The organism is Streptomyces spinoverrucosus (genome assembly GCF_006539505.1).
GTDB classification, from domain to species: domain Bacteria; phylum Actinomycetota; class Actinomycetes; order Streptomycetales; family Streptomycetaceae; genus Streptomyces; species Streptomyces spinoverrucosus.
This window is the reverse complement of sequence record NZ_BJND01000019.1, coordinates 99532-126027: the sequence shown is the minus strand read 5'-3', so window position 1 is coordinate 126027 and position 26496 is coordinate 99532. Positions and strand designations below refer to the sequence as shown.

The following is a 26496-nucleotide window of genomic DNA, read 5'->3' as shown; positions in this document are numbered from 1 at the left end:
CGGCGTGCGGGATCAGGCGACCGGTGCCGGATAGGTCGGGTACTCGACCCCGGAGACGTACTGGACGACGCGGACGACCTGGCAGGAGTAGCCGAACTCGTTGTCGTACCAGAGGTAGAGGATCGCGTTGTCGCCCTCGACCTTGGTGGCGCCGGCGTCGACGATCGAGGCGTGGCGCGAGCCGATGAAGTCGCTGGAGACCGCGTCGGGGGCGGTGATGAAGTCGATCTGGCGCTTGAGCGGCGAGGTCAGCGACACCTCGCGGAGGTGGTCGAGGACCTCCTCGCGGGTGGTCTCGCGGGCGAGTTGGAGGTTGAGGATCGCGATCGAGACGTCCGGCACGGGGACGCGGATCGAGCTGCCGGTGATCTTCGCCTTGAGGTCGGGCAGCGCCTTGGCGACGGCGGAGGCGGCGCCGGTCTCGGTGATGACCATGTTGAGCGGCGCGGAGCGGCCCCGGCGGTCGGCCTTGTGGTAGTTGTCCAGCAGGTTCTGGTCGTTGGTGAACGAGTGGACGGTCTCCACGTGGCCGCGCAGCACGCCGAACTCGTCGTCCATCGCCTTCAGCGGCGGGACGATCGCGTTGGTGGTGCAGGACGCGCAGGACAGGATGTTCTCGTCCGGCTTGAGGGTGTCGTGGTTGACGCCGTGCACGATGTTGGGGACGTCGCCCTTGCCGGGGGCGGTCAGCACAACCTTGGCGATGCCCGGCTGGAGGTGCCTGGACAGGCCCTCGCGGTCGCGCCACTTGCCGGTGTTGTCGATGAGGATGGCGTCCTTGATGCCGTACGCCGTGTAGTCCACCGACGTCGGGTCGTCGGAGTAGATCACCTTGATCTCGTTGCCGTTGGCGATGATCGTGCTGTTCGCCTCGTCGACGGTGATCGTGCCCTGGAACTGGCCGTGGATGGAGTCGCGGCGCAGCAGCGAGGCGCGCTTCACGATGTCCTGCTCACCGCCGCCCCGCACGACGATGGCGCGCAGCCGCAGGCCGTTGCCGGACCCGGCCTTCTCGATCAGCAGACGGGCGACCAGGCGGCCGATGCGGCCGAAGCCGTAGAGGACGACGTCACGCGGCTCGCGGCGCTCGATCCTGTTGGCGCCGGTGGCACCGGCGACGGCCTCGGCGGTGAACTCCTCGACGCTCAGGCCGCGGTCGTCGGCCAGGTGCGTGGCGGCGAGCATGCCGATGTCGATCTGGGAGGGGCCGAGGTCGAGGGTGGTGAGCGCCTGCAGGAACGGCATCGTCTCGGTGACCGAGAGCTCGGCGCCGGCGATCTGGCGGGCGAAGCGGTGGGCTTTGAGGATGCTGATGACCGACTTGTTCACCAAGGAGCGGCTGTGCAGCAGGACGGTGACGTCCCGCTCGCGGTGCAGCTTCCCGATGATCGGAATCATCGACTCCGCGATCTCCTCGCGGTTCTTCCAGTTGGTGAACGAGTCGTCGTTGACAGTCACGGGCCTATCTTTCGAGCTAGGTGGCGCTCATATGCTAACCACACCCTCGATTCGATCATTCACCCGGTGGTCGGGCGGGATCCCGATCCTTGTTTAAAAGGTGGAAAGCACCTGATGGTATGAAAAATCAGAGGCAAATCCGGCGAATCGTTACCTCTTCGCTACGTTCATCTGGCGTGTCGCGCCCGGCGCAGGTGGGCGCGAGCGCATCGGGAAGAACCAGCAGAAGGGGCTCTTCATGCAGCGCGTCCTCACCCGGCTGAGCATCCTCCTCGGCCTGCTCTCCGTCCTCCTGGGCGGAGTGACCGTCTCGGCCGCCAACGCGGCAGACCCGACGTACCGGGTGCTCAACAACGCCACCGGCGGCAGCCTGTTGCCGCAGGGCTACGGCAACAGCTCCGCCGACGGCATCTACATGTACGCCTGGAACGCGGCCTACACGTACGGCGGCGACCAGTGGAACTTCGAGGGTTCCTACGACGGCTACCTCATCCGCAACACCAAGACCGGCAAGTGCCTCAAGCCCGGGGGGCCGTACTACGGCAAGACGTATCTGACCCAGGGCACGTGCAACCACACCCCTGAGTTCCAGTGGACCCTGGAGCAGCGGGCCGGCCTGTACAAGCTCACCAACGTCAGCTCCCGCCAGGTCATGACGCCGTACTACGGCGCGGGACTGAACGAGGTCGTCGTCCTGGAGCCCGACTCCAACATCGCCAAGGTCTGGTGGTCGATCGACCGGATCTGACGCAGCTCCCACGCAATGCCGGACGGGCGGCCGACCAGCCCGTCCGGCATTGCCCGTATTGAGGAAAGACACTCCCCCTCGACCGCACTCCATGCGGCAGACTCACGCACATGGAGATCGCCGACTTCATCAACACCCTGGACCGCGAGGGCCGGTTGCTCGCCGCGGCCGCCGCCGAGGCCGGGACCGGTGCCAAGGTGCCGACCTGCCCGGACTGGCAGGTCAGGGACCTGCTGCGGCACACGGGCATGGTGCACCGCTGGGCGACCGCCTTCGTCGCCGAGGCGCGGACCTCGTACCAGCCCGGAGGCGAACTGCCCGACCTGGACGGCGACGACCTGCTGACCTGGTACCGGGAGGGGCACCGCCGGCTCGTCGACACCCTCTACGCCGCCCCGCCCGACGTCCAGTGCTGGCAGGTGCTGCCCGCCCCCTCCTCGCTGGCCTCCTGGGCGCGGCGGCAGGCGCACGAGACGACCGTGCACCGCTTCGACGCCGAGGCGGCGCGCGGCGGTACGAGCGCGGAGATTGCCCGCGAGTTCGCGGTGGACGGCATCGACGAACTGCTGCGCGGCTTCCACGCCCGCCCCAAGAGCGCCGTGCGCACGGAGGAGCCCCGGGTGCTGCGGGTGCGGGCGACCGACGCGGACGACGCGGTGTGGACCGTACGGCTGTCCGCGCAACCGCCGGTGACGGAGCGGGACGACGCCGGTGCCGCCGACTGCGAAATCAGCGGACCGGCCGTACGGCTGTATCTCTCGCTCTGGAACCGGCTGCCGTTTCCCGAGGTCGGTGGGGACAGCGCGCCGGCCGACCTGTGGCGCGAGAAGTCCGGCATCGTCTGGCGCTGACGTCCGGCCCCGTGGCGTGGGTCAGTCCGTCAGCATCCGGGTCAGCACCGCCCGCTGCACCGGCAGCACCGCGCCGTGCAGGGCGCGTCCCTTCGCCGTGAGCGCCACCCGGACGCCGCGCCGGTCCTCGGGGCACATGGTGCGTTCCAGGAGCCCGTCCTTCTCCAGCCGGGCGACCAGCCGGGACAGCGCGCTCTGGCTGAGGTGGACCCGCTCGGAGATCTCCTGGACGCGCAGGGAGCAGGCGCCGGTGTCGGGCGCGGGGCCGGAGGCGAGCACGTCGAGTACCTCGAAGTCGCTGGCGCACAGGCCGTGTTGGTGCAGTGCGCGGTCTATCTCGCACTGCGTGCGCGCGTGCAGGGCCAGGATGTCCCGCCACTGGTCAACAAGCGCCTGCTCGGCCTTTTTCGCCGCCATGACGGCACCGTAGCAGAGAAGTGAATTTATTGCCTCAGCATTAAATGCGCTTGCATTGGATGCATGCGCATGTAGTGTTCGGTGTCATGACCTCTCCGCTCACCACCTCGGCGTCCGAGGGACGCTGGACCCCCCGGCTGTGGGGCACCCTGCTGGTGCTCTGCGCCGCGATGTTCCTCGACGCGCTGGACGTCTCGATGGTCGGCGTCGCCCTGCCGTCCATCGGCTCCGACCTCGGCCTGTCCACCTCGGCCCTGCAGTGGGTCGTCAGCGGCTACATCCTGGGCTACGGCGGCCTGCTCCTCCTCGGCGGCCGCACCGCCGACCTGCTCGGCCGGCGCCAGGTCTTCCTGGTGGCCCTGGGTGTGTTCGCTCTCGCCTCGCTGCTCGGCGGCTTGGTCGACTCCGGCCCGCTGCTGATCGCCAGCCGCTTCATCAAGGGCCTGAGCGCGGCCTTCACGGCCCCCGCCGGCCTGTCGATCATCACGACCACGTTCCCCGAGGGTCCGCTGCGCAACCGCGCCCTGGCCATCTACACCACCTGCGCCGCCACCGGCTTCTCGATGGGCCTGGTGCTGTCCGGCCTGCTCACCGAGGCCAGTTGGCGGCTGACCATGCTGCTGCCCGCGCCGATCGCCCTGATAGCCCTGATCGCGGGCCTGAAGCTGCTGCCGCGCAGCGCCCGTGAACGCGACCACAACGGCTATGACATCCCCGGCGCCGTCATCGGCACCGCCTCGATGCTGCTGCTGGTCTTCACCGTCGTGCAGGCGCCGGTAGTCGGCTGGGCCTCCGCCCGCACGCTGCTGTCGTTCCTCGCCGTCGCCGTGCTGCTCACCGTCTTCGTCGTGGTCGAGCGCCGCTCGCCCGGGCCGCTGGTCCGGCTCGGTGTGCTGCGTTCGGGCACCCAGATCCGCGCCCAGCTCGGCGCGATGACCTTCTTCGGCTCGTACGTCGGCTTCCAGTTCCTGGTCACGCTGTACATGCAGTCCCTGCTCGGCTGGTCGGCGCTGCACACGGCGCTCGCGTTCCTGCCGGCGGGCGCGCTGGTGGCGCTGTCGTCGACGAGCGTGGGCTCGATCGTGGACCGGTTCGGCACCCAGCGCCTGCTCGCGGTGGGCTTCGCGCTGATGGTCGTCGGCTACGCGCTGTTCCTCGGCGTCGACCTCGACCCGGTCTACGCGGCCGCGATCCTGCCCAGCATGCTGCTGATCGGCGCGGCCTGCGCGCTGGTGTTCCCGTCGCTCAACATCCAGGCCACCAACGGCGTCGACGACCACGAGCAGGGCATGGTCTCCGGCCTGCTCAACACGTCCGTGCAGGTCGGCGGCGCGATCTTCCTCGCCGTGGTGACGGCGGTGGTGACCGCGGGCACCCCTGAGGACGCCACCCCGCAGGCCGTCCTCGACAGCTACCGGCCGGGCCTGATCGTGGTGACGGGAATCGCCGTCGCCGGCCTGCTGATCGCGCTGTCGGGACTACGCACGAAGCGTGCGCAGCAGACCGTTGTGGTCACCCAGTCCATGGTGAAGGAGACGGAAGCGGAGCGCGTACCGGTCCGCGACTAGGGCCTGTCGTTTGGATCAGGTCGGCTGAGAGAGACTGCGCTTTTCAGCCGACCCGAGCGGGGTCTGGCGCGTGCAGCTGCAAGGCGGAGGAGGGCGGCGACGCGGCGCGTCGCCAACCGACGACAACGCGGCAGATGCGCGTGCCAGACCCCGCGACGCCGACATGATCCAAACGACAGGCCCTAGGGGACCGTCTCCGGTGTACGCCCGGCGGGGCCTGCTTGCTCCGTCGGGCGTACGCATGTTTGATGCGGGTCATGGAGACCTACGGGGGGCGGCGTACGCAGGCCGAGCGGGATGCGATCACCGTCGAGATCGGGTACGCGCTGTGCAGCGCGGCCTTCGCGGCGGCGGTGGTCGTCGGGGCGGTCGCCGGTCCGGCGTGGCTCTTCGCACTGCCCCGCGTGGTGGAGACCTGGCTGGTCCGGGCGGGACTGGTCCTCGGGCCGGTGCTGTTCGTCGTACGAGTGATCGCCGTGCTCGTCCGCTTCCGGCACACGACTCAGCCGAGCCAGCCCGGCCGCACCAGCCCCGACTCGTAGGCCAGCACCACCAGTTGGGCCCGGTCCCGCGCGCCCAGCTTCACCATCGTGCGGCTGACGTGCGTCTTCGCGGTGAGGGGGCTGACGACCAGGCGGCGGGCGATCTCCTCGTTGGACAGGCCGATGCCGACCAGGGCCATCACCTCCCGCTCCCGCTCGGTGAGTTCGGCGAGGGCGTCGGCGGCCGCGGGCTCCTTGGAGCGGGCCGCGAACTCGGCGATCAGCCGCCGCGTCACGCCCGGCGAGAGCAGCGCGTCCCCCGCGACCACCGCCCGAACCGCGCGCAGGAGTTCTTCCGGCTCGGTGTCCTTGACCAGGAAGCCGGAGGCGCCGGAGCGGATCGCCTCGAAGACGTACTCGTCCAGCTCGAAGGTGGTCAGCATGACCACCTTCACGTCCTTCAGGGCCGCGTCCTCGGTGATCCGACGGGTCGCGGCCAGGCCGTCGAGGACGGGCATCCGGATGTCCATCAGCACGACGTCGGGCCGCAGTTCACGCACCGTGCGCACCGCCTCCTCACCGTCGGCGGCCTCACCGGCCACCTCGATGTCCGGCTGCGCATCCAGCAGCGCCTTGAAACCGGCCCTGACCAGTGACTGGTCGTCGGCGAGAGTTACGCGGATCACCGGTCGTCGTCCTTTCTCGTCAGCGGCAGCGTGGCGAGCACCCGGAAGCCGCCGTCGGGTCGCGGGCCCGCCTCGATGGTGCCACCCAGCGCGGCCGCCCGTTCCCGCATTCCGGCCAGTCCGTTGCCGCTGCCGCCCGCGTCGGCACCGGTCGCCGGTCCGTCGTCGTCGATGCGCAGCCGCAGCGCGCCGCCCGTCTGATCGAGGTGCACGCGCGCGTGCCGCGACCCGGAGTGCCGTACGACATTGGTGAGGGCCTCCTGGACGATCCGGAACGCGGCGAGGTCCGTCCCGGGCGGCAGGCGGGGCGACTCGCCCTCGACCGTCACCGTCAGCCCGGCGCTCGCCGCCTGTTCGACCAGCTCCGGCAGCCGGTCCAGGCCGGGCGCCGGAGTGCGCGGCGCGTCCCCCGGCGTTCGCAGCGTGTCGAGCACCTGGCGGACCTCGCCGAGCGCCTCCTTGCTGGCGTCCTTGATGGTGGTGAGCGCCGTCCGCGCCTGCTCCGGGTCGCTGTCGAGAAGGGCGAGACCGACGCCCGCCTGCACATTGATCACGGAGATGCTGTGCGCGAGCACATCGTGCAGTTCGCGCGCGATCCGCAACCGTTCCTCGTCGGCCCGCCGCCGCGCCGCCTGCGCCCGCTCGGCCCGCTCCCGCGCCCACTGCTCACGCCGGGTCCGGGCCAGCTCCGACAGCGCCACGATCGCCACCACCCACGTTGCGGTCACGATCTCCTGCGTCCAGGCGGCGGGCGCGTCCCCGGACGGCGGCAGCCACTGGTAGAGCCAGTGCGCGACCAGCACATGCGCCGCCCACAGCATCCCCAGCGCCGCCCACGCGGCCCTGCGATGCCCCGCGACAATCGCGCTGAAACAGGCGACGGCGACGGTGAGCAGCACGGGCCCGTACGGATATCCGGCGCCCAGATACACCGCGACGGCCACCGCGTTCCCGAACACCACCGGCACCGGGAACCGCTGCCGCCACAGCAGCGCCCCCGCCGCCACCACCAGCAGCACGCGCGCGAAGGGGTCGAGCGCCGCCCGCTCCCCCTCCTGGGCGTGCGCGGCGAAGCCGGAGCCCACGAGCACGAAGGCGGTGAGCAGCACGGTGGAGCGCCACGGCCACCGGCCCAGCCGCTCCTCGTCCCAGCGGCCCGGCCACGGCGGCCCGTACCGCCACCACCCGCCACGACGTCCCCACTGCTCCTCCATGTCCGCCACGCTAGACCGCCCCCACGCCGCACGGCGTCAGCCGGGCGAGGTGATCACACGTACTCCCCGCGAAGTACGTCCTTCTCCCCACCGCCCTCCCGGACCCGCAGCCCGCGCAGCCACCGCGGCGCCCACCAGTTCGCCCGCCCCGCGAGCCGCATCGTCACCGGCAGCAGCACCACCCGGATGAGGGTGGCGTCGACGAGGATCGTCAGCGCCGTGCCGATGCCCAACTCCTTGAGGAAGACGACACCGCCGGTCGCGTACGACAGGAAGGACAGCGCCAGAATCCCGGCCGCCGCGGTGATCAGCGGGGCGCTGCGCCGAATGCCCTCCGCCACGGCCCGCACCGTGTCGCCCGTCCGGTCGTGCTCCTCCTTGATCCGCGCCAGCAGGAACACCTCGTAGTCCATCGACAGCCCGTACGCCACACAGAACATCAGCACCGGAATGCTCGGCTCGATCGACCCGGTCGGCGTGAAGCCGAGGAGCCCGGACAGATGCCCGTCCTGGAAGACCCACACCAGACAGCCGAACATCACCGACAGGCTCAGCAGATTGAGCACGGTCGCCTTGGCGGGCAGCAGCACACTGCCGGTCATCAGGAAGAGGATCACGTACGTCGCCACCAGCACGAGCGCGACGGCGAGCGGGAGCCGGTCGAGGAGCGTGGCGCGGAAGTCCGTGGTCTCGGCGGGGTAGCCGCCGACCAGCGCGGGCGCGGGGGCCGGGGTGTCCCGGATCCGGTCGACGAAGGCGGGCACGTCGCCGTACATGGCCTGCTGGGTGGGTACGACGGCCAGTCGTACGCGTCCGTCGGGTGCCGTCAGCCGGTCCTGGCCGGGGGCGCCGGTGCGGCGGCCGTCCTGGTAGGTGCCCTCGGGCGCGTCGACCTGGTGGACGCCCGGCAGGCGGGAGAGTGCGGTGGCGTACGCGCGCGTACTGACCTGTTCGCCGAGGACGATCTGGACGGTGTCCGTGGGTTCGGCCGCGAACTCCCGGTGCACGATCTCGGAGGTGGTGCGCGAGGAGGTGCCCGCGGGGAGTGTGCGCTCGTCCGGCAGGCCGAAGCGGAGGCCGAGGAGCGGGGAGGCGGCGATGAGGAGGACGGTGAGCACGCCGGCGCCCGCGACGAGCGGCCGGCGCATCGCCGTCAGCGCGGTCCGGTGCCAGAAGCCGGAGGCGGGCGCGGTGGGGCGTTCCACGCGGTGGCCCCAGCGGGCGAGGGCGGCGGGGAGGAAGAGCACCGCGCCGGCGACGGCCCAGCAGACGACGAGGACACCGGCGTACGCGAACGAGCTGAGGAAGAAGAACGGGAACACCAGCAGCGCACACAGCGACACCGCGACGGTGACCCCGCTGAAGGCGACGGTGCGCCCTGCCACGCGGGTGGCCCGGACGGCGGATGTGGGCTGATCGTGACCCGCGGCGCGCTCCTCGCGGTATCGGTTGATCACGAACAGGCTGTAGTCGACGCCGAGCCCGAGGCCGAGGACCAGTGCGAGGTTGGCGGCGAAGGTCGAGACCTCCGTGAACTGGGCGATCGCCCGCAGTCCGGCGAGGGTGCCGAGGACGGAGAGGAGACCGACCGCGACGGTCAGCAGGGCCGCCGCCGTGCGCCGGTAGACGAGGATCAGCAGGAGGAGCACCGCCGGGAGGGCGAAGGCCTCGGCGCGCAGGAAGTCGGTGCGGGCCTGTTCGCCGACCTGACGCGAGATCTCCTCCTGGCCGCCGACGGTGATGTCGAGTTGGGGCGTTGTACGCGTCAACTGGGGCGAGGTCTTGGCGAGTTCGGCGCGGGTCTCGGTGGCGGTGCCTTCGAGGCGGGCGAGGATCAGGGCGCGGCGGCCGTCCTCGCCGCGCAGGGCGGGGCTGCCGGCGTCCCAGTACGAGGTGAGGTCGGTGACGAGCGGCAACCGCTCGACCTCCGCGGTGAGTTCGCGGGCCGCCTGCTCGGTGGCCGGGCTGTCGACGTCGCCGTCGCGGGCCGTGACGAGCACGGCAAGGTTGGGGTTCCCGGTGCGGAAGTGGTCGCGCAACTCCTCCCCGGCCCGCACCGACTCCGTGCCCGGTGAGTCCCAACGGGACAGATCGAGGTCGCCCTGGGCGCCGGCGCCGTACGCACCGAGGCCGAGGAAGGCGAGCAGGAAGCCGATGAGGACGGCACGACTGTGCCGCACGGCCATCCGGCCGAGGCGGGTGAGCATGTCGGGGGCCTTTCGCCGGGGTTCGCTGTCGGGTCAGGGTGGCGGCGGGCGCTGGAAGGGGCACTGGAAGATCCGCTGGAATGTGGGGATGGGCGGCCATGGAGATGATCCGCCGGAAAAGGAGGCTCGGGATACGCTCAACGCATGGGTGAGGGGATGACCGGCACATCGCACGGCCTGCGTTTCGAGCTGCTCGGCCCGCTGCGTGCCCTGCGTGACGGCGTGGAAATCCCGCTCGGCCCGCCCAAACAGAGAGCAGTGCTCGCGGTCCTGCTGCTCCAGGAGGGGCGGCCGCTCTCCTACGACGGTCTGGTCGAGGCCGTGTGGGGCGGCGCACCGCCGGTACATGTGCGCAAGCTCGTCCAGAAGTACGTCTCCGGCCTGCGCCGCGCGCTGGGCGCCGGGCCGGAGCTGGCGTGGACGGGCGCCGGGTACCGGCTGACCGGCGCGGAGATCGCCGACCTGCGCGAACGGCGTCGGCTGGTGGACGCCGCCCTCGCCGCCCGGGACGCCGGAGAGGTGCGGCGCGCGGTCGAACTGGCGTGCGCGGCCGAGGAGTTGTGGCGCGGCGACTTCGCCGAGGGCCTCCAGGCGCCGTACTTGACGGCGGAGCGCCTGCGCTGGGCCGAGAAACGCCTCACCGTCCTCGAAGCGCGCCTGACCGGGGAGATCGAACTCGGTCGGTCCTTCGAGTACGTCCACGAACTCGTCCGCCTCGTCGCGGCGCACCCGCTGCGGGAACGGCTCGTCGAGCTGCTGATGCTCGCCCTGTGCCGCACCGGCCGCCCGGCGGACGCGCTGGCCGCGTACGAGGGTGCGCGGCAGCGGCTGGCCGAGGCGATGGGCGCGGACCCGGGTCCCGCGCTCCGCTCACTGCACGCCCGGATCCTGCGCCAGGACCCGAACCTGCTGCCCTTGCCACCGGTGCCGGTGCCTTGACGGCCCTGCCCGGCCGGGCCCTCATGCGCGGCCCGGCGGTCCAGCGCGGCTCGGCCCCTGCGGAAGGACGAGGCCGACGGTGTGGGCGAGCCGACCGACAGCATGCCGGAAGAACGCCTCGCGATCCTCCACGCTCCTCACCTCGGACAGCAGGTCGGCCGCGACATCGGCAGCCTCCGCACCGCCTCCGGCCGCAACTCCTCCGACGGGCGCCACAGAGACCGGCGCGACGGATCTCAGGGGCTGACCTCGCCGGTCTCAGCCGTCCCGGCGCCAGCCGCCCGGCGGTCCAGCGCGGTCAGGGCGCGCTGGGCCATCGGATGCGTGCGGACGAGCTCGCCCAGGGATGTGGCGCCCCGCGTGATGTCCATGAATGCCTTCCACGCCGGGCGGAACCCGGTCAGCGCCGCGTGGAAGAGCCCGGGCCGCCGCTCGAACACCGTCAGCATCCGCCTGCCGACCGCCATCTCCACACCCAGCCCGGCCTTGATCGCGAACGCGTAGTTCAGGGCCTGCCGGCGCGTGTCCACCGCGTCGTGCGCCTCCGCGATCCGCACCGCCCACTCCCCCGCGAGCCGCCCCGACCGCAGCGCGAACGAGATGCCCTCGCGCGTCCACGGCTCCAGCAGCCCCGCCGCGTCACCGCACACCAGCACACGCCCGCGCGACAGCGGCGAGTCGTCGGCGCGGCAGCGGGTCAGGTGCCCGGAAGAGACGCTCGGCTCGAAACCGGCGAGCCCCAGCCGCCCGACGAAGTCCTCCAAGTACCGCTTGGTCGCGGCGCCTTCACCGCGCGCGGAGATCACCCCGACCGTCAGCGTGTCACCCTTGGGGAAGACCCACCCGTAACTGCCCGGGATCGGCCCCCAGTCGATGAGGACCCGCCCCTGCCAGTCCTCCGCGACCGTGTCCGGCACCGGGATCTCCAGCTCCAGGCCGAGATCCACCTGGTCGAGCTTGACCCCGACGTGCGCGCCTATCCGGCTGGCACTGCCGTCCGCGCCGACCACGGCCCGCGCCAGCAGCGTCTCACCGCCCTGCAGTACGACGGCGACCGTACGCCGGTCCGGCACCGCCGACCCGTGCTGCTCGACCCGGGACACCGTGACGCCCGTGCGCAGCTCGGCGCCCGCCTTCTGCGCGTGCTCGACGAGCTGCTGGTCGAACTCGGGCCGGTTGATCAGCCCGAAGAGCATCTGCTTGGAGCGCCGGGTGCGACTGAAGCGGCCGTTGTTGGCGAACGTCACCGCGTGCACCCGGTCCCGCAGCGGCAGGTCGAACCCGGGCGGCAGCGCATCGCGCGAGGGGCCGATGATCCCGCCGCCGCACGTCTTGTAGCGGGGCAGCTCGGCCTTCTCCAGCAGCAACACACGCCGCCCCGCGACCGCCGCCGCGTAGGCCGCCGAGGCCCCCGCGGGTCCCGCGCCCACCACGACGACGTCCCACACCTGCCGCCCGTCGTCCGCCGAAGAGTTCTCGCTGCTCACGATGGTCTACTGCTCCCGATCCGCCGCCTGCCGATCTGTCCCCCGCATCCTACGGCGGTGATCGCCGCGGGCCGCTGTGGGAGGATCGGCACCGTATGCGCCCCGCACACCAGGGCGCGCCTACACCCGCGTGGTCGCGGATGCCCACGAAGTACAACGTCGCACCTACGAGGAGCGTGCCCATGTCGTCGAATCCGGTCGCCGAGACCGTCGCCTCGCTGATGCCCAGGGCGAAGGCGGAGCTCACCGAGCTGGTGGCCTTCAAGTCGGTGGCGGACTTCGACCAGTTCCCGCGCAGTGAGAGCGAGGGCGCCGCACGCTGGATCGCGGACGCGCTGCGCGCCGAGGGCTTCGAGGACGTGGCGCTGCTCGACACCCCGGACGGGACGCAGTCGGTGTACGGCTACCTGCCCGGGCCGGCGGGCGCGAAGACCGTGCTGCTCTACGCCCACTACGACGTGCAGCCGCCGCTGGACGAGGCCGGCTGGATCACCCCGCCCTTCGAGCTGACCGAGCGCGACGGCCGCTGGTACGGCCGTGGTGCCGCGGACTGCAAGGGCGGCCTGATCATGCACCTGCTCGCGCTGCGCGCCCTCAAGGCCAACGGCGGGGTGCCCGTGCATGTGAAGGTGATCGCCGAGGGCTCCGAGGAGATGGGCACGGGTGGCCTGGAGCGGTACGCCGAGGAGCACCCGGAGCTGCTTCAGTCCGACACGATCGTGATCGGCGACGCGGGCAACTTCCGCGTCGGACTGCCCACGGTGACCTCGACCCTGCGCGGTATGACCCTGCTGCGCGTCCGGGTCGACACCCTCCAGGGGAATCTGCACTCCGGCCAGTTCGGCGGCGCCGCGCCGGACGCGCTGGCCGCGCTGATCCGCGTACTGGACTCGCTGCGCGCGGAGGACGGGTCGACGACGGTCGACGGGCTGACCAGCGACGAGCGGTGGGACGGACTGCAGTACGACGAGGGGCAGTTCCGCAAGGACGCCAAGGTGCTGGACGGGGTCGGGCTGATCGGCTCCGGTACGGTCGCCGACCGGATCTGGGCGCGTCCGGCCGTGACCGTGCTCGGCATCGACTGCCCGCCGGTCGTCGGCGCCACCCCGTCCGTGCAGGCGAGCGCCCGCGCGCTGATCAGCCTGCGGGTGCCGCCGGGCGTGGACGCGGCCGAGGCGACCAAGCTGCTCCAGGCGCACATCGAAGCGCACACGCCGTGGGGCGCGCGGGTGAGCACCGAGCAGATCGGCCAGGGCCAGGCGTTCCGCGCGGACACGTCCAGCCCGGCGTACCAGGCGATGGCCGACGCCATGGCGACGGCGTACCCGGGTCAGGAGATGCAGTACGCCGGCCAGGGCGGCTCCATCCCGCTGTGCAACACCCTCGCCGCCCTCTACCCCCGCGCGGAGATCCTGCTCATCGGCCTGAGCGAGCCGGAGGCCCAGATCCACGCCGTGAACGAGAGCGTGTCCCCGGAGGAACTGGAGCGGCTCTCCGTGGCGGAGGCCCTCTTCCTGCGCAATTACGCGGCGAGCTGAGCACCGCGTCACCGGACGGGACGGCGGGGCCTGCTCCGACGCCCGCTCCGCGCGGCGAACCGAACGCCGCCTCACCGGACCGGGACGACAGGCCTCCCCCGACGCCCGCTCCGCGCGGCGGACGGTGGCCGGCCGTCCGGCTCCCGGTCAGCCTGGGCCGCTGTGGCTCCCCGCCCCCTCAGGTCGGCATGCCGGTCGTCCCCGTCGACGTCTCCTCCATCGCCGCGAGCGCCGGATCGAGGACGACGTCGGCGCGTGGCGCGGTCGTCGGTTCCTCGGGGAAGTGGCAGGCGGTCAGGTGTCCCTCGGCGTTGCCCGGAATGCGGACCAGCGGCGGCTCCTCGGTCGCGCACTTGTCCCGGGCCTTCCAGCAGCGGGTGCGGAAACGGCAGCCGGAGGGCGGGTTGATGGGCGAGGGTACGTCTCCGGCCAGCCGGATGCGCTCGCGCGCCCCGGTGAGGTCCGGATCGGCCTCGGGTACGGCCGACAGCAGGGCGTGCGTATAGGGGTGCCGGGGCAGTGCGTAGAGCGCCTCCCGGTCGGCGATCTCCACGATCCTGCCGAGGTACATGACCGCGACCCGCTCGGAAAAGTGGCGGACGACGGCGAGGTCGTGGGCGATGAAGACGAAGGCGATGCCGAACTCCCGTTGCAGGTCCTGCAGCAGGTTGACGACCTGGGCCTGGATGGACACGTCCAGCGCCGACACGGGTTCGTCGGCGACGATGAGCTTGGGCCGCAGGGCGAGGGCGCGGGCGATGCCGATGCGTTGGCGTTGGCCGCCGGAGAATTCGTTCGGGTAGCGGTTGTAGTGCTCGGGGTTGAGTCCGACCGTCTCCAGCAGTTCCTGGGCGCGCCGCTTGAGGCCCTGTGGCGGGTTGACGCCGTTGAGCTTCATCGGCGTCTCGATGATGGTGCCGACGGTGTGGCGCGGGTTCAGCGACGAGTACGGGTCCTGGAAGATCATCTGGAGGTTCCGGCGCGCCTGCCGCATCCCTGACACGGACGTGTGGGTGATGTCCTCGCCGTCGAACGTGATCGTCCCGGCCGTGGGTTCCAGCAGCCGGGTGATCAGGCGGCCCGTCGTGGACTTGCCGCAGCCGGACTCCCCGACCAGGCCCAGCGATTCTCCCGCCCCGACGGAGAAGTCGATGCCGTCCACGGCGCGTACGGCCCCGATCCGGCGCTGGAAGAGGATGCCCTGCCGGATGGGGAAGTGCTTGTGCAGGCCCGTGACTTCCAGGAGGTTGTCGTGCGCGGGGGCCTGGCGCGCGAGGATGGGATGGGTGGTGGTGCTCACGGCACGCTCCTGTTCGTCCGCTGCCGTCACTGTGCGGCCCGCGTGTTCTCGCCGCCGCGGATGTCCGCGACCAGGTGGCACGCCGCGATGTGCTCGGCGGTGCCGGGAACCGGGACCAGTTCGGGCCGTTCCAGCGAGCAACGGCCGTCCGGGACCTGGCCCTTGTGGGGGCAGCGCGGATGGAAGGCGCAGCCGCCGGGGAGGTTGATCAAGCTGGGCGGAGAGCCGGGGATCGGGTTCAGCCGTCGGTCGACGTCGCCGGCGATATGCGGCATCGACTGCAGCAGGCCCCAGGTGTAGGGGTGTTGGGGCCGCTTCAGTACGTCCCGTACGGTGCCGTACTCGATCCGTCGGCCGCCGTACATCACGAGGATGTCGTCGGCGACGCCGGCGACCACGCCGAGGTCGTGCGTGATGATCACGACGGCGGACCCGAACTCCTGCTGGAGGTCGCCGATCAGGTCCAGGATCTGCGCCTGGACGGTGACGTCCAGGGCGGTCGTGGGCTCGTCGGCGATCAGCAGCGCGGGGTCGCAGACCAGGGACATGGCGATCATGGCGCGTTGCCGCATGCCCCCGGAGAACTGGTGGGGGTAGTCCTTCGCCCGGCGCCGGGGCTGCGGGATGCCGACGCGCTGGAGCATCTCCACGGCGCGGTCGTTCGCCTCCTTCCTGGAGACCTGGTGGTGCACGCGATAGGCCTCGGCGATCTGGGCGCCGACGGTGAAGAATGGGTGCAGCGCGGACAGCGGGTCCTGGAAGATCATGGACACGGTGCTGCCCCGTAGTTGGCGCATCTCCTTCTCCGGCAGGGCGACGAGTTCCCTGCCGTCCAGCCAGACCTCGCCGGAGACCAGGGCGCGCGTGCCCTTGTGCAGCCCGAGCAGGGCCAGGGAGGTCACCGACTTGCCGGACCCGGACTCGCCGACGATGCCGAGGGTCCGGCCCTTGTCCAGGGTGAAGGACACTCCGTCGACGGATCTGACGACGCCGTCCTCGGTCGGGAAGTGCACGCGCAGATCCCGTACGTCGAGAAACGCGGGGGTGGCGGTCGAGACGGCCAAGGGCCGTGGTTGGGCATGCGGGGACTCCGGCGAACCCTCCATGGGCTGGGACTCGGGTGATTCCTTGGTCGGCTGGGACACTGGCGTTTCCTTGGTGTTCTGGGTCAGGCGAGGCGTACGCGCGGGTCGACGAGGCCGTACACCAGGTCCACGACCACGTTGGCGAGGACGACGAACGTGGCGGCGAACAAAGTGGTGCCGAGGATGACCGGCAGGTCGGAGTTCTGCACCGAGTTCACCGCCAGCTTGCCGATGCCGTTGATGCCGAACACCGACTCGGTGATGACCGCGGAGCCGCCGATGAGCGAACCGACGTCCATGCCGAAGATGGTGACGACCGGGGTGATCGCGGCCCGCAACCCGTGCTTGAGGACGACCCTGCCGGCCGGCAGCCCCTTGGCCCGTGCGGTGCGCATGTAGTCCTCGCCGAAGACTTCGAGCATGGAGGAGCGGGTGAGCCGGGTGTACAGGGCGAGGTAGACGATGACCAGGGTGGCCCAGGGCAGGAGGAGCCCCTGGAACCAGGCGACCGGATCCTGGGTGATCGGGGTGTACCCGGCGGCGGGCAGGAGCTGCCACTTGTCGACGAACAGGTACAGCAACAGCAGTCCGACGAAGTAGATCTGCAGCGAGACGCCGAACAGGGCCGCCCCGACGGCCAGCTTGTCGGTGGCCCTGCCCCTGCGGACCGCGGCCAGCGTGCCCAGCCCGAGGCCGGCGACGAGGAAGACCGCCGCGGCCCCGAGGCCGAGCGAGAGGTCCGCCGGGAAGTTCTGCAGCAGCGTGGTGAGGACGGGTGTGTCGGTCTGGAACGAGACCCCGAGGCACGGTGCGCCGCAGTGGATCCGCACGCTCTGGTCGCCGTAGTCGCGGCCGGCGAAGAGCCCCTTGAAGAACTCCCAGAACTGGACCACGGTGCTCCGGTCGAGGCCCAGTGAGTGCCTGATCTCCGCGAGACGGGCGGGTGAGCAAGTCTTTCCGCAGGCCAGCAGGGCGGGGTCGGAGGGCAGCGCGAAGAAGACGAAGAAGGTGATGACGCTGATCACCAGGAGGATCAGGGCCGCTGCCAGCAGGCGCCGGACGAGATAGCGAAACATGTCGGGTCAGTGCTTGACGTAGACGTGCACCAGGCTGGGTTCGGCGAGGATGGGGTCCGGGATGATCCCCCCGACCTTGGAACCGGCCAGCTCGCTGAAGTCCATGTACATCAACGGCACCACGGCGGCGTCCTTCATGATCTGCTCGTCCATGTCGCCGTAGATGGCGTTGCGCCGGGTGAGGTCGGTCGTCTTCGCGGCCTTGTCGATCATCGCGTTGACCTTCGGGTCGTTCAGGTACGACAGGTCCTGGTTGGCCTGCGGGTTCTTGGCGATCAGCCGGCCGTCGAAGAGGGTGGGCAGCACGGTCGAGGCGTTCGGCCAGTCGGCGATCCAGTCGCCCCAGGTCAGGTCGTACTGGTTCTTGAGGTTGTCGACGGTGCTGAAGTAGTTCGCCGTCTGGATCGGGACGATGTTGACGTCGATCCCGATCCTGGCGAGGGACGTCTTCACCGCGTCGGCGAAGTGCTCCTGCGTGGGCGTCTCCTCCACGGCCAGCGACAGGGTCGGCTTCGGGTTGCCCGCCTGCCGCATCAGCGCCTTGGCCTTGGTGAGGTCACCGGCCGGGTCGGTGCTGTACAGGTTGAACTTCTTGTAGCCGCCGATGCCGGGGCTCAGCATCGTGCTCGCGTACTCGCCGTAGGCCGCACCGCCGAAGGCGCCGCGGACGGTGGCCTTGTCGATCGCGTACTCGATGGCCTGGCGGACCTTGAGGTTCTTGACCGTGTTCTGGTTGATCGCCAGGTAGTTGATGCCCGGTGCCGGAATCTTGTAGTAACGCGACTTGAGCGTCGGGTCGTTGGCGATCGAGTTCAGGTCGGAGCCGGCGATCGGGTACTGCATGGTCGCGGTCTGGGCGGCTGGGCCGTCCGACTTGATCTGCTGGTCGATGGCGCTCTGGTCCTGGCCGAACTTCACGTCGAACTCGTCCACGTTCTGCTCGCGGACCGGATCGGTCGACTGCTTCCAGTACTTGTTCCGGACGAGGACGAGTTCCTTGTTGTGGGTGTACGACTGGATCATGTACGGCCCGTCGGACCAGACGTGGGTGTCGTACGTCGAGCCGGTGTCGTGGGCCTTGGGCACCGCCGACCAGTTGGTCATGGCCGTCGCCTCGTTGAAGTCGGCCACGGGCCGGCTGAGGTGGAAGACGATCGTGCTCTGGTCCGGCGTCTGGATCGAGGCGAGCTGCTTGCCGCCGTACGGGCCCTTGTAGCTGCCGCCGCCGACCAGCCACTGCGCCGCGTACGGCGGGCCGCCGTTGATGTCGCCCGAGAAGCCACGCTCGATGCCGTACTTGACGTCCTGCGCGGTGACGTCGCTGCCGTCCTGCCACTTGATGCCCGGCCGCAGGTGGAAGGTCCAGGTCGTGTCGTCCTTGCTGGGCGTTCCGGTGCTGGTGGCGAGGTCTCCCACGAGCTTGGGTCGGGCGCCGGTCTCGTCCCAGGTGGTGAGGGTGCGGACGAGCAGTTCATCGGTGCTGTCGGGCTGTGTGTAGTACGTCCGCTGGGGGTCGAGGTGGTCGTAGTCCGCGCTGTCGAGGATCGTCAGCGTGCCGCCCTTGACCGGGCTGCCACCGGCGTCGGCGGCGGAGCCGCCGCCGCAGGCCGTGGCCCCGAGGGCGACGGCCAGGGCGGACACCGAGAGAGCGACTGTGCGCCGGGTGCGCGTCATGGGGGAAAACTCCGTTCTTGTCATGGGCTCGGCCTGGGTCCCACGTCGGTGGACCGCCGGGGCCGGCCGCCTGGGTGGCAGCCCGTCAGCCGCGCTGGGCGCGGGGGTCGAGGGCGTCCCGTATGCCGTCCCCGAGGAGATTGAGGGCGAGGACGAGGATCAGGAGCAGGACGCCGGGGATGAACAGGTACATCGGGTCCTGCAGGAAGAACTGGGAGGCGTCCGACAGCAGCGCTCCCCAGTCCGGGCTGGGCGGGATGACACCGACGCCCAGGTAGGACAGCGCCGCCTCCGTGGTGATGTTCTGCGGGACGGCGAGCGCGAAGGAGATGAGGATCGGCGCCCACAGGTTCGGCAGCAGCTGACGGAAGAGGATGTGCCGCCGGCCGGCGCTCATGATCCGCGCGGCGTCGACGAACTCCCGTTCGCGCAGGGACAGCACCTGGCCCCGCACCAGGCGGGCGGTGTAGGCCCAGGAGAACAACGCGATGTTGCCGATCAGTACGACCAGCCGGAGCTTCTCGTTGGTACCGCCGTGGCTGTTGGTCTGCAGCGCGTTCTGGATCACCGGGGTGAGAGCGATGATGAACAGCAGCTGCGGGAACGCCAGCATCACATCCATGATCCGCGACAGCAGGTTGTCGACCCAGCCGCCGAAGTAGCCGGCCGCGAGCCCGGCCACCACACCGGCGACGGTGGACAGCAGGGCGGAGGCGAAGCCGACGAGCAGCGAGGTGCGCAGTCCGTAGACGATCCGGCCGAACAGGTCGTATCCCGTTCCGGGTTCGACGCCGAGCAGGTGGGTGAGGCTGATGCCGCCGAGGGATCCGTACGGCTGGTTGCCGGTGTCGGGGTTGATGGCCGCGTTGTCGGGGCTGATCGGACCCCAGCCGGTCACCTTGGTGAGCAGCGGGGCCAGCAGCGCGATCACGACGAAGAGGAGCAGGACCACCAGCGCGGTCATGGTGACCTTGTCCCGCCGGATGCGCTGAAGGGCTGCACGCGTCGGCGGCTGCCTGGAACTCGTCATGCGGATCTGCCCCTGGGTGAAAGGAAATCGGGTGGCGCCCGTGACCGGCGCGGCGAAACTGTGCGCACTTTCGCAACGGTTTTCGAGCCCGGTCAATCAGAAATGAGGCAGAAAGGGGGACTATTTGCTCTTATGGCAGAGAGTTGACGAGACCGGGAAGGGTCATTGATGCATGGCTCAACGGACTCCTACCGTTGTCGGGGAGTTTCCTTACATCTGGTACGGCAGCCGGACGCACCGGCGGCGGCACGGCGCCGCCTCAGCCGACCGGCACCCCCGCCTCCAGATACAGCGCCGCCCCGCGTTCCCGGGCCCGTAGCGCCCAGCGGAGCCGCTCGTAGCGGACCGGCGGCAGGAGACCGGCCGCCTCCTGTTCGGTGACGAAACGCCAGCCGCGCAGTTCGGGACCGGGCAGCAGCAGCTGCCGTGCCTCCGCGGAGTCGAGGCTGCCACCGTCGAAGAGGAGGCGCAGACCGCCGTACCCGGGCGGCGCGGGCGACTCCCAGTCGACGACGAGCAGGCGCGGTACGTCGCCCAGGTGGATCCCGGTCTCCTCGGCGACCTCGCGGATGCCGGCGCGGGCGGGCGCCTCGCCCGGTTCGACGACCCCGCCGGGGAACTCCCAGCCCGCCTTGTAGGTCGGATCGACGAGCAGCACGCGGTCCTGTTCGTCGAAGAGGAGGACACCGGCGGCGAGTGTCTCGGCGGTGGGTTCGGGGGTCTGCACGATGTCGCAGACCGGCACGGCACCGGAACTGACGGCCTCGGCGATCCGGGCGGCGGTCTCGTACGGGGTGAGCGCACCGTTGTCGACGAGGTGGGCGTCGGCGGTGAGCCAGGAGGCGAGGGCGGCCCTGTACGGCTCGATCTGGTCGTAAGACCACTGCCGCACCCGTATCTCGCCGTCGGGCAGGTCCTGCGGTATCTCACGGTCTGCTATCCGCTCGCGCAGGATCGTTTCGGCCGGGGCGAGCAGGACATGCCGGACGGTGATCCGGCGGGCGGCGAGGCCGCCGAAGATCTCGTCGCGGTACTCCTGGCGCAGCAGGGTCATGGGCACGACGAGCGTGCCGCCGAGTTCGGCGAGCATCGCGGCCGCCGTGTCGATGACGAGGCGTCGCCAGATCGGCAGATCCTGGAAGTCGCCGACCTCGGCGAGGCGTTTGGCCGGCAGCAGGTGCGTGAGTGTGCCGCCGATGACCTCGGGGTCGAAGAGCGTGCTGTTCGGGATCAGGTCGATCAGTTCCCGTGCGGTGGTGGTCTTCCCCGCACCGAACGCGCCGTTGATCCAGACGATCACGGTTCCCCCTCTTCTGTTGGCCCCCTGTGCCTTGCCCGCTTCACCCTGCCACGGAAACCAGCCCCAGTTGAGGGTGCACAAGCGGAAGCGCCGGCACCCCTTTGCGGGGCCCGGCGCTTCGCCGTATCGCTGTCCGCTGCCTCAGTGGGCCTTGTGACTCTGCTTGCCGCTGTTGTTGACGCTGTGGTGGCCACCCGTGCCGCCGTGGTCCAGCCGCAGGTTTTCGTTGGCGAGGGTTTTGTCGAGCTTGCTGAGGGTGTCCGCGACGTCGATGTTGCCCAGCCCCTCACCCACGGCGTGGGAAGGGGTGACCGCCGCGACGACGAAACCGGTGGCGAGGGAGGCGATGGCGAGCATGCTGCGCTTCTTCATGCCCGATCAACTGGCGGACCCGTTCCGGGGTCACGCACCAAATACAGATCCAACGACCCCGCCGCCACCGCGGACTCCGGCTGAACGTTCCTGCCGACGCGGCCCTCACACACCTGCCGCCGCGGCGTCCGCCCTCCTGCCCAGGACCGCCGCGGCGGCCCCCACCAGGCCCGCGTCGGTGCCCATCTGGGCCGGCACCACGGTCAGGCGCTGGACGAACGACAGGGTCGCGTAGTCGGCGAGAGCCTTGCGCAGGGGCGCGAAGAGCACCTCGCCCGCCTTGCCCACTCCCCCGCCGATCACGGCGATGTCGATCTCGACCAGGGTCGCGGTGGCCGCGATGCCCGCGGCCAGGGCCTGGGCGGCGCGCTCGAAGGAGGCCACGGCGACCGGGTCGCCCGCGCGCGCGGCGGCGGCCACCGCGGCGGCGGAGGTGTCGCCGTCGGGGCCCGGCAGCCAGCCGGCCTCCAGGGCCCGGCGGGCGATGTTGGGGCCGCTGGCGATGCGCTCGACGCAGCCGCGCGAGCCGCACGGGCAGGGGTCGCCGTCGAGATCCACGCTGATGTGGCCGATGTGTCCGGCGTTGCCGGTGGGGCCGGGGTGGAGGCGGCCGTCGAGTACCAGGCCGCCGCCGACGCCGGTGGAGACGACCATGCACAGCGCGTTGTCGTGGCCGCGTGCCGCACCCTGCCAGTGCTCGGCGGCGGTGATGGCCACGCCGTCGCCGATCAGCTCGACGGGCAGTCCACCGGTCGCCGCCCGGACCCGGGCCACCAGCGGATAGTCGCGCCAGCCGGGCACGTTCACCGGGCTGACCGTGCCCGCGGAGGCGTCCACCGGGCCCGCGCTGCCGATGCCGACCGCGTCGGCGCGGCTCCACAGCGGCGCGGCGGTGAGCTCGCCGATCACCTCCTCGACGGCCCGCATCACGGTGTCGCCGTCCTGCTGAGCGGGCGTGGGGCGCTGGGCGCGCACCACGATCCGGCCGCCGCCGTCCACCAGCGCGCCTGCGATCTTGGTGCCGCCGATGTCGAGCGCGGCCACGAGGTCGGTGTGCATCAGTGTGAGATCCCCCGTCACCTTGGGAAATGGGCTGACCGGCCCAGCGGTGGGGCGCGGGCCGGGGAGTGCGCTGGACAGTCTCTCCCGCTTCTGACAACGTTGTCCAGGCTCTATGCTCGACGCCACATCCTCATACAAACCATGGACCGACGCATCCCGTGGACCACAGGACAGGACACCGCACTGTGCCCGAGACCCATCGCCTCGCCGGAACCCGCTACGGAAACCGGCCCACCATGAAGGACGTAGCAGCCCGCGCCGGCGTCGGACTGAAGACGGTCTCCCGGGTCGTGAACGGGGAACCGGGGGTGACCCCGGAGACCGAGCGGCGCGTCCAGGAGGCCATCGAGGCGCTCGGTTTCCGCCGCAACGACAGTGCGCGGGTGCTGCGTAAGGGCCGGACGGCGAGCATCGGGCTGGTCCTGGAGGACCTCGCCGACCCGTTCTACGGCCCTCTGAGCCGCGCCGTGGAGGAGGTGGCCCGCGCGCACGGCGCCCTGCTGATCAACGGCTCCAGCGCCGAGGACCCCGACCGCGAGCAGGAGCTGGTGCTGGCGCTGTGCGCACGGCGGGTGGACGGGCTCGTGGTCATCCCGGCGGGTGACGACCACCGCTATCTGGAGCCCGAGCTGAAGGCGGGCGTCGCCACGGTGTTCGTGGACCGTCCGGCCGGGAAGATCGACGCCGATGTCGTTCTGTCGGACAGCTACGGCGGCGCCCGGGACGGCGTCGCCCACCTGATCGCGCACGGGCACCGGCGGATCGGGTTCATCGGCGACATGCCGCGCATCCACACCGCCGCCGAGCGGCTGCGCGGCTACCGGGCGGCCATGGAGGACGCCGGGATAGCGGTCGAGGACGCCTGGATGTCCCTGGGGGCCACGGATCCGCTGCGGGTGCGGCGGGCGGCCGAGGAGATGCTGTCCGGGCCCTCACCGGTCACCGCGATCTTCGCGGGCAACAACCGGGTGACGGTCACCGTGATCCGGGTCCTGGCCGAGCAGCCGCGCCGGGTCGCCTTTGTCGGGTTCGACGACATCGAGCTGGCCGATCTGCTCCAGCCGGGTGTCACGGTCGTCGCGCAGGACGCGGCGGCGCTGGGCCGTACCGCCGCCGAACGGCTGTTCCGCCAGCTGGACGGCTCGCTGGTGGTCCCGGAGAGGATCGAACTGCCGACCCGGCTGATCACCCGCGGCTCGGGCGAGCTGCCGCCGGCGGACTGAGCGGCCCGTGGACGACCGCGCGCAGCCTCTTGAGGACCGCACCCTGGAGGCGCTCGGGCTTGCCGAGGCGCCCCGCGAGCAGCCGCTGAACTATCCCGGCGCCTGGCCCCGGGAGTCGGGGCTTTTGGACGGTGACCGGCTGCTGCCGCTGGAGCGGCTGGTGCACGAGGACCGGACGCCGGTGCTCGCCGTCGGCTCCAACGCCTGCCCCGGCCAACTGCGTCACAAGCTGCGCGAGTTCGGGATCCGGTCACCCGTCCCGATGGTGCTGGCCCGGGTCACCGGTATCGACATGGGTGTCTCCGCGCACGTCAGTCGCATGGGATACGTCTCAGCGTCGCCGGTCCACTCGCCCGGCTGCTTACGGGAATTGTTCGTCATCTGGCTGGACGCCGAGCAGCTGGCGGTGGTGGACGTGAGCGAGGGCGTGCCCCTGCCGCACGGCAACTTCGACCGGGCCTGGCTGCCCGCGCCCGACGTACGGATCGAAGTGGCGGACGGTACGACGCTGCCGGGCGCGTATGTGTACGTCAACCGGCACGGCGTCCTGCGTGACGGTACCGAGGCGCCCCGTAGGCATCCCGGCCAGCGTGCGCTGCTGACGGAACTCCTCGTTGGTGTACCCCGGTTGCGGAAGCTGTTCGGTTCGACGCCCGAGCAGTTCTGTGCGCGGGCGCGGGCCGACCGGTGGTTGTGCGCGCGGGGTACGAGGCTGTTCGCCGAGGAGAAGCTGGTGACGACGTCCGGGCTGGAGCGGTACGTACGGGCTCAGCAGACCGGGAGGCCGGGCACCGGGGCGTCGTTGTCGCCGCCCTGGATGTAGACGGCGCTGACATAGACGTCGGCGTTGCCGCTGTCGTCGTCGGTGCGGCCCCACCAGACGTTGGTCCACTCGCCGTAGGTCTCGCGGCGGCCCAGGTTCTGCTGGCAGTAGAAGTAGTTGGTGCCCGCGTTGAGGATGCCGACCTCGGTGCCGGAGGCGGTGTAGGACTTGGCGGTGCGCCAGACCGTGCAGTTGTACTTGCCGCCGCCTATGGAGTGGCAGGACGGCGCGGGGGTGGTCTCGGTGCCGCCGCCGGTGGTCCCGGCCCCGGCCGTCCGTGACGGGGAGGGCTTGGGCGCTGCCGTGTCCTTGGGAGTGGGCTCGCCCTCCTCGCCGGTCGACTGCTCCGCGCTCGGCGTCCGCTCGCCGTCGGCCCCCTGCTCGGAGGGCGTGGCGTCGGCCGAACGGCCACCCTCGGTGGGCTCGGTCGCCGAGGGCTCGGCCGTGACGCGGACGGCGGATTCAGTGGGCCGCGCACCTGCCGTAGCCTCGCCCGAGCCGTTGTCGAGCACGACGACCGTGACACCGGCTGCCGCGAGCACAACCACGACCGCGGCAGCCGCGAGTAGCGCACGGCCCTTGCGGCGGGGTGCGGTGGCGGGGATGGGGCCGGTGGGGGTGGAGGTGCCGGGCGGGGTTGGCCCGGAGGGGCCGGCGGTGTGGAGGGCTTGCGGAGCGGGGGCGGTATGCGCGGGGGCGCCGTAGTGCTGGGGGCCGGGGCCGGTCTGCGCGGCCGCACCAAAGCCCTGCGAGCCGGGGCCGGTTTGCGCGGGCGCACCAAAGCCCTGCGAGCCGGGGTCGGTTTGCGCGGGCGCGCCGAAGCCCTCCTGCCCAGGCCCCGTCCCCGCAGCCGCGCCATACACCTGCGCACCAGATCCCGTCTGCCCGCCCAAGCCCTGCGCGCCCGACCCTGCCAGCCCGCCGGTCCCGCCCTGCGCCGTCCCACCTGGCGCCCCCTGAACCGGCCCGAATCCCGGTGGTATCGCCGGAACGCTCAGTTCCGTGTGTGGTCGGCCCGTCGGGGCCTCGGGCGAGGGTGTCCCCGCCCGCAGCAGCGCCGTCGGGATGTCGGCGGCAGGGGAATCCGCGACCAGCTGCAACAGCTTCCGCGCCTCCTCCGCCTCCGGGCGGGACTCCGGGCGTTTGTCCATGAGGCGGCGCAGGACGGGGCCCAGGGGACCGGCGCGTTGGGGTTCCGGCAGGGGTTCGGCGACGATCGCGGTGAGGGTCGAGTACGTCGACGTACGGCGGAACGGGGAGGCACCTTCGACGGCGGCGTACAACGTGGCGCCGAGGGCCCAGACGTCCGAGGCGGGGCCGGGGTCGGCGCCCTGGGCTCGTTCGGGGGCCAAGTAGTCAAGGGAACCCACGAGTTCGCCGCTGCGGGTAAGGTGGGTTGCCGAGCCGTCGCCGGGATCCTCCATCGTCGCTATGCCGAAGTCGGTCAGCAGCACCCGCCCCGAGCGGTCCAGCAGGATGTTGCCGGGCTTGACGTCACGGTGCAGCACACCGACACCGTGGGCGGCGGCCAGCGCGTCCATGACCTTCGCGCCGATCCCGGCGGCCTCGCGCGGGTCCAGGGTGCCCCGGTCGCGCAGCACGTCGTCCAGGGAGGGCCCGTCGACCAGCTCCATCACGATCAGCGGGCGGCCGTCGACCTCGGCGATGTCGTGCACGGCGACGACCCCGGGATGCCGCACCCGGGCGGCGGCACGCGCCTCGCGCTGCATCCGCAGCCGCAGGTCGGCCAGTTCGGGCCCGGCGGCGTCGGTGTAGGTGCGCAGTTCCTTGACGGCGACCTCGCGGCCGAGGACCTCGTCGACCGCTCTCCAGACCACGCCCATGCCGCCCAGGCCGAGCTGCGCCACCACGCGATAGCGCCCGGCCAGCAGCCGACCGGCCCCGTCCGCCTGTCCGTACTCCCCCGAAGACACCGCTGCCCCGTTCCTACGCCCC

23 protein-coding genes are annotated in these 26496 nt (G+C 71.2%); 8 read left to right on the top strand and 15 right to left on the bottom strand.

All coding sequences use genetic code 11. From position 1 onward, the window contains the following. Positions 1-12 precede the first annotated feature (12 nt). Positions 13-1458, bottom strand: a complete 1446-nt coding sequence (locus SSP24_RS13915) for a glyceraldehyde-3-phosphate dehydrogenase (protein ID WP_141309828.1) — start codon at positions 1456-1458, stop codon at positions 13-15. A 238-nt stretch (positions 1459-1696) separates the two neighbouring features. Between SSP24_RS13915 and SSP24_RS13910 the strand changes: the two genes are divergently transcribed. Then, entirely contained in the window at positions 1697-2206 is a 510-nt protein-coding gene (locus SSP24_RS13910; protein WP_141309827.1) for an RICIN domain-containing protein, read from the top strand. A 110-nt stretch (positions 2207-2316) separates the two neighbouring features. After that, positions 2317-3057: a maleylpyruvate isomerase family mycothiol-dependent enzyme gene (locus SSP24_RS13905; RefSeq protein WP_141309826.1), complete on the top strand. Its 741-nt coding sequence runs from the start codon at positions 2317-2319 to the stop codon at positions 3055-3057. A 21-nt stretch (positions 3058-3078) separates the two neighbouring features. Here SSP24_RS13905 and SSP24_RS13900 read toward each other — a convergent pair whose 3' ends face one another. Continuing rightward, positions 3079-3474: a MarR family winged helix-turn-helix transcriptional regulator gene (locus SSP24_RS13900; protein ID WP_141309825.1), complete on the bottom strand. Its 396-nt coding sequence runs from the start codon at positions 3472-3474 to the stop codon at positions 3079-3081. Positions 3475-3560: 86 nt separating this feature from the next. On the opposite strand from SSP24_RS13900, the gene SSP24_RS13895 reads away from it, so the two are divergent. Together SSP24_RS13895 and SSP24_RS13885 are read left to right on the top strand one after the other, a co-directional pair. Continuing rightward, the gene (locus tag SSP24_RS13895; protein WP_141309824.1) at positions 3561-5042 is read left to right on the top strand and encodes an MFS transporter; all 1482 of its coding nucleotides are present in this window, start codon (positions 3561-3563) and stop codon (positions 5040-5042) included. 257 nt (positions 5043-5299) lie between these two features. Continuing rightward, positions 5300-5584, top strand: a complete 285-nt coding sequence (locus tag SSP24_RS13885; RefSeq protein ID WP_141309823.1) for a DUF6332 family protein — start codon at positions 5300-5302, stop codon at positions 5582-5584. Here SSP24_RS13885 and SSP24_RS13880 read toward each other — a convergent pair. From SSP24_RS13880 to SSP24_RS13870, 3 genes are read right to left on the bottom strand one after another with little or no spacing between them, the layout of a single operon-like run. After that, complete coding sequence (locus SSP24_RS13880; protein ID WP_141309822.1) at positions 5545-6210, bottom strand: response regulator; 666 nt, start codon at positions 6208-6210, stop codon at positions 5545-5547. The genes SSP24_RS13885 and SSP24_RS13880 overlap by 40 nt on opposite strands. Beyond that, complete coding sequence (locus tag SSP24_RS13875) at positions 6207-7424, bottom strand: sensor histidine kinase (protein WP_141309821.1); 1218 nt, start codon at positions 7422-7424, stop codon at positions 6207-6209. Before SSP24_RS13875 ends, SSP24_RS13880 begins: the two co-directional genes overlap by 4 nt. A 53-nt stretch (positions 7425-7477) precedes the next feature. Further along, a complete protein-coding gene (locus SSP24_RS13870) occupies positions 7478-9631 on the bottom strand; it encodes an MMPL family transporter (RefSeq protein ID WP_141309820.1) in 2154 nt (717 codons plus the stop codon). Between the two features lie 144 nt (positions 9632-9775). On the opposite strand from SSP24_RS13870, the gene SSP24_RS13865 reads away from it, so the two are divergent. Beyond that, on the top strand, positions 9776-10570 hold the full coding sequence (locus SSP24_RS13865; protein ID WP_141309819.1) for an AfsR/SARP family transcriptional regulator: 795 nt from the start codon (positions 9776-9778) through the stop codon (positions 10568-10570). A gap of 236 nt (positions 10571-10806) precedes the next feature. Here the strand turns inward: SSP24_RS13865 and SSP24_RS13855 are convergent, their stop codons facing one another. Next, on the bottom strand, positions 10807-12057 hold the full coding sequence (locus SSP24_RS13855; protein WP_141309818.1) for a geranylgeranyl reductase family protein: 1251 nt from the start codon (positions 12055-12057) through the stop codon (positions 10807-10809). 182 nt (positions 12058-12239) lie between these two features. Here SSP24_RS13855 and SSP24_RS13850 point away from each other — a divergent pair, with 182 nt between their 5' ends. Beyond that, the gene (locus tag SSP24_RS13850) at positions 12240-13595 is read left to right on the top strand and encodes a dipeptidase (RefSeq protein WP_141309817.1); all 1356 of its coding nucleotides are present in this window, start codon (positions 12240-12242) and stop codon (positions 13593-13595) included. 178 nt (positions 13596-13773) lie between these two features. Here SSP24_RS13850 and SSP24_RS13845 read toward each other — a convergent pair whose 3' ends face one another. The 8 genes from SSP24_RS13845 to SSP24_RS13810 all read right to left on the bottom strand — a co-directional run bounded on the left by SSP24_RS13845 (position 13774) and on the right by SSP24_RS13810 (position 22491). Continuing rightward, the gene (locus tag SSP24_RS13845) at positions 13774-14895 is read right to left on the bottom strand and encodes an ABC transporter ATP-binding protein (protein ID WP_229865349.1); all 1122 of its coding nucleotides are present in this window, start codon (positions 14893-14895) and stop codon (positions 13774-13776) included. 26 nt (positions 14896-14921) lie between these two features. Beyond that, positions 14922-16001 carry an ABC transporter ATP-binding protein gene (locus SSP24_RS13840; RefSeq protein WP_141309932.1) on the bottom strand — a complete coding sequence of 360 codons (1080 nt, stop codon included), beginning with the start codon at positions 15999-16001 and terminating at the stop codon, positions 14922-14924. 62 nt (positions 16002-16063) lie between these two features. Continuing rightward, positions 16064-17056 carry an ABC transporter permease gene (locus tag SSP24_RS13835; protein WP_141309815.1) on the bottom strand — a complete coding sequence of 331 codons (993 nt, stop codon included), beginning with the start codon at positions 17054-17056 and terminating at the stop codon, positions 16064-16066. Between the two features lie 6 nt (positions 17057-17062). Continuing rightward, positions 17063-18730, bottom strand: a complete 1668-nt coding sequence (locus SSP24_RS13830) for an ABC transporter substrate-binding protein (protein WP_141309814.1) — start codon at positions 18728-18730, stop codon at positions 17063-17065. Positions 18731-18815: 85 nt separating this feature from the next. After that, a complete protein-coding gene (locus SSP24_RS13825) occupies positions 18816-19760 on the bottom strand; it encodes an ABC transporter permease (protein ID WP_141309813.1) in 945 nt (314 codons plus the stop codon). 259 nt (positions 19761-20019) lie between these two features. Next, on the bottom strand, positions 20020-21060 hold the full coding sequence (locus tag SSP24_RS13820; protein WP_141309812.1) for an NUDIX hydrolase: 1041 nt from the start codon (positions 21058-21060) through the stop codon (positions 20020-20022). A 141-nt stretch (positions 21061-21201) separates the two neighbouring features. Continuing rightward, positions 21202-21432: a hypothetical protein gene (locus tag SSP24_RS13815; protein WP_141309811.1), complete on the bottom strand. Its 231-nt coding sequence runs from the start codon at positions 21430-21432 to the stop codon at positions 21202-21204. Positions 21433-21537: 105 nt separating this feature from the next. Next, positions 21538-22491, bottom strand: a complete 954-nt coding sequence (locus tag SSP24_RS13810) for an ROK family protein (RefSeq protein WP_141309810.1) — start codon at positions 22489-22491, stop codon at positions 21538-21540. A 188-nt stretch (positions 22492-22679) separates the two neighbouring features. On the opposite strand from SSP24_RS13810, the gene SSP24_RS13805 reads away from it, so the two are divergent. Together SSP24_RS13805 and SSP24_RS13800 are read left to right on the top strand one after the other, a co-directional pair. After that, entirely contained in the window at positions 22680-23717 is a 1038-nt protein-coding gene (locus SSP24_RS13805) for a LacI family DNA-binding transcriptional regulator (protein ID WP_141309809.1), read from the top strand. Between the two features lie 7 nt (positions 23718-23724). Beyond that, positions 23725-24540 (top strand): hypothetical protein, encoded by an 816-nt coding sequence (locus tag SSP24_RS13800; RefSeq protein WP_141309808.1) that lies wholly within the window; start codon positions 23725-23727, stop codon positions 24538-24540. On the opposite strand, the gene SSP24_RS13795 is transcribed toward SSP24_RS13800, so the two are convergent. Beyond that, a complete protein-coding gene (locus tag SSP24_RS13795; protein WP_141309807.1) occupies positions 24486-26474 on the bottom strand; it encodes a serine/threonine-protein kinase in 1989 nt (662 codons plus the stop codon). The genes SSP24_RS13800 and SSP24_RS13795 overlap by 55 nt on opposite strands. Positions 26475-26496 lie beyond the last annotated feature (22 nt).

Excerpts from the sequence above, each read along its gene's own strand:
- SSP24_RS13810 (WP_141309810.1), bottom strand. The coding sequence starts at position 22,491 with ATGCACACCGACCTCGTGGCCGCGCTCGACATCGGCGGCACCAAGATC.
- SSP24_RS13895 (WP_141309824.1), top strand. The coding sequence starts at position 3,561 with ATGACCTCTCCGCTCACCACCTCGGCGTCCGAGGGACGCTGGACCCCC.
- SSP24_RS13830 (WP_141309814.1), bottom strand. The coding sequence starts at position 18,730 with ATGACGCGCACCCGGCGCACAGTCGCTCTCTCGGTGTCCGCCCTGGCC.
- SSP24_RS13870 (WP_141309820.1), bottom strand. The coding sequence starts at position 9,631 with ATGCTCACCCGCCTCGGCCGGATGGCCGTGCGGCACAGTCGTGCCGTC.
- SSP24_RS13875 (WP_141309821.1), bottom strand. The coding sequence starts at position 7,424 with ATGGAGGAGCAGTGGGGACGTCGTGGCGGGTGGTGGCGGTACGGGCCG.
- SSP24_RS13910 (WP_141309827.1), top strand. The coding sequence starts at position 1,697 with ATGCAGCGCGTCCTCACCCGGCTGAGCATCCTCCTCGGCCTGCTCTCC.
- SSP24_RS13825 (WP_141309813.1), bottom strand. The coding sequence starts at position 19,760 with ATGACGAGTTCCAGGCAGCCGCCGACGCGTGCAGCCCTTCAGCGCATC.
- SSP24_RS13885 (WP_141309823.1), top strand. The coding sequence starts at position 5,300 with ATGGAGACCTACGGGGGGCGGCGTACGCAGGCCGAGCGGGATGCGATC.
- SSP24_RS13850 (WP_141309817.1), top strand. The coding sequence starts at position 12,240 with ATGTCGTCGAATCCGGTCGCCGAGACCGTCGCCTCGCTGATGCCCAGG.
- SSP24_RS13815 (WP_141309811.1), bottom strand. The coding sequence starts at position 21,432 with ATGAAGAAGCGCAGCATGCTCGCCATCGCCTCCCTCGCCACCGGTTTC.
- SSP24_RS13900 (WP_141309825.1), bottom strand. The coding sequence starts at position 3,474 with ATGGCGGCGAAAAAGGCCGAGCAGGCGCTTGTTGACCAGTGGCGGGAC.
- SSP24_RS13905 (WP_141309826.1), top strand. The coding sequence starts at position 2,317 with ATGGAGATCGCCGACTTCATCAACACCCTGGACCGCGAGGGCCGGTTG.
- SSP24_RS13835 (WP_141309815.1), bottom strand. The coding sequence starts at position 17,056 with ATGTTTCGCTATCTCGTCCGGCGCCTGCTGGCAGCGGCCCTGATCCTC.
- SSP24_RS13865 (WP_141309819.1), top strand. The coding sequence starts at position 9,776 with ATGGGTGAGGGGATGACCGGCACATCGCACGGCCTGCGTTTCGAGCTG.
- SSP24_RS13840 (WP_141309932.1), bottom strand. The coding sequence starts at position 16,001 with ATGGAGGGTTCGCCGGAGTCCCCGCATGCCCAACCACGGCCCTTGGCC.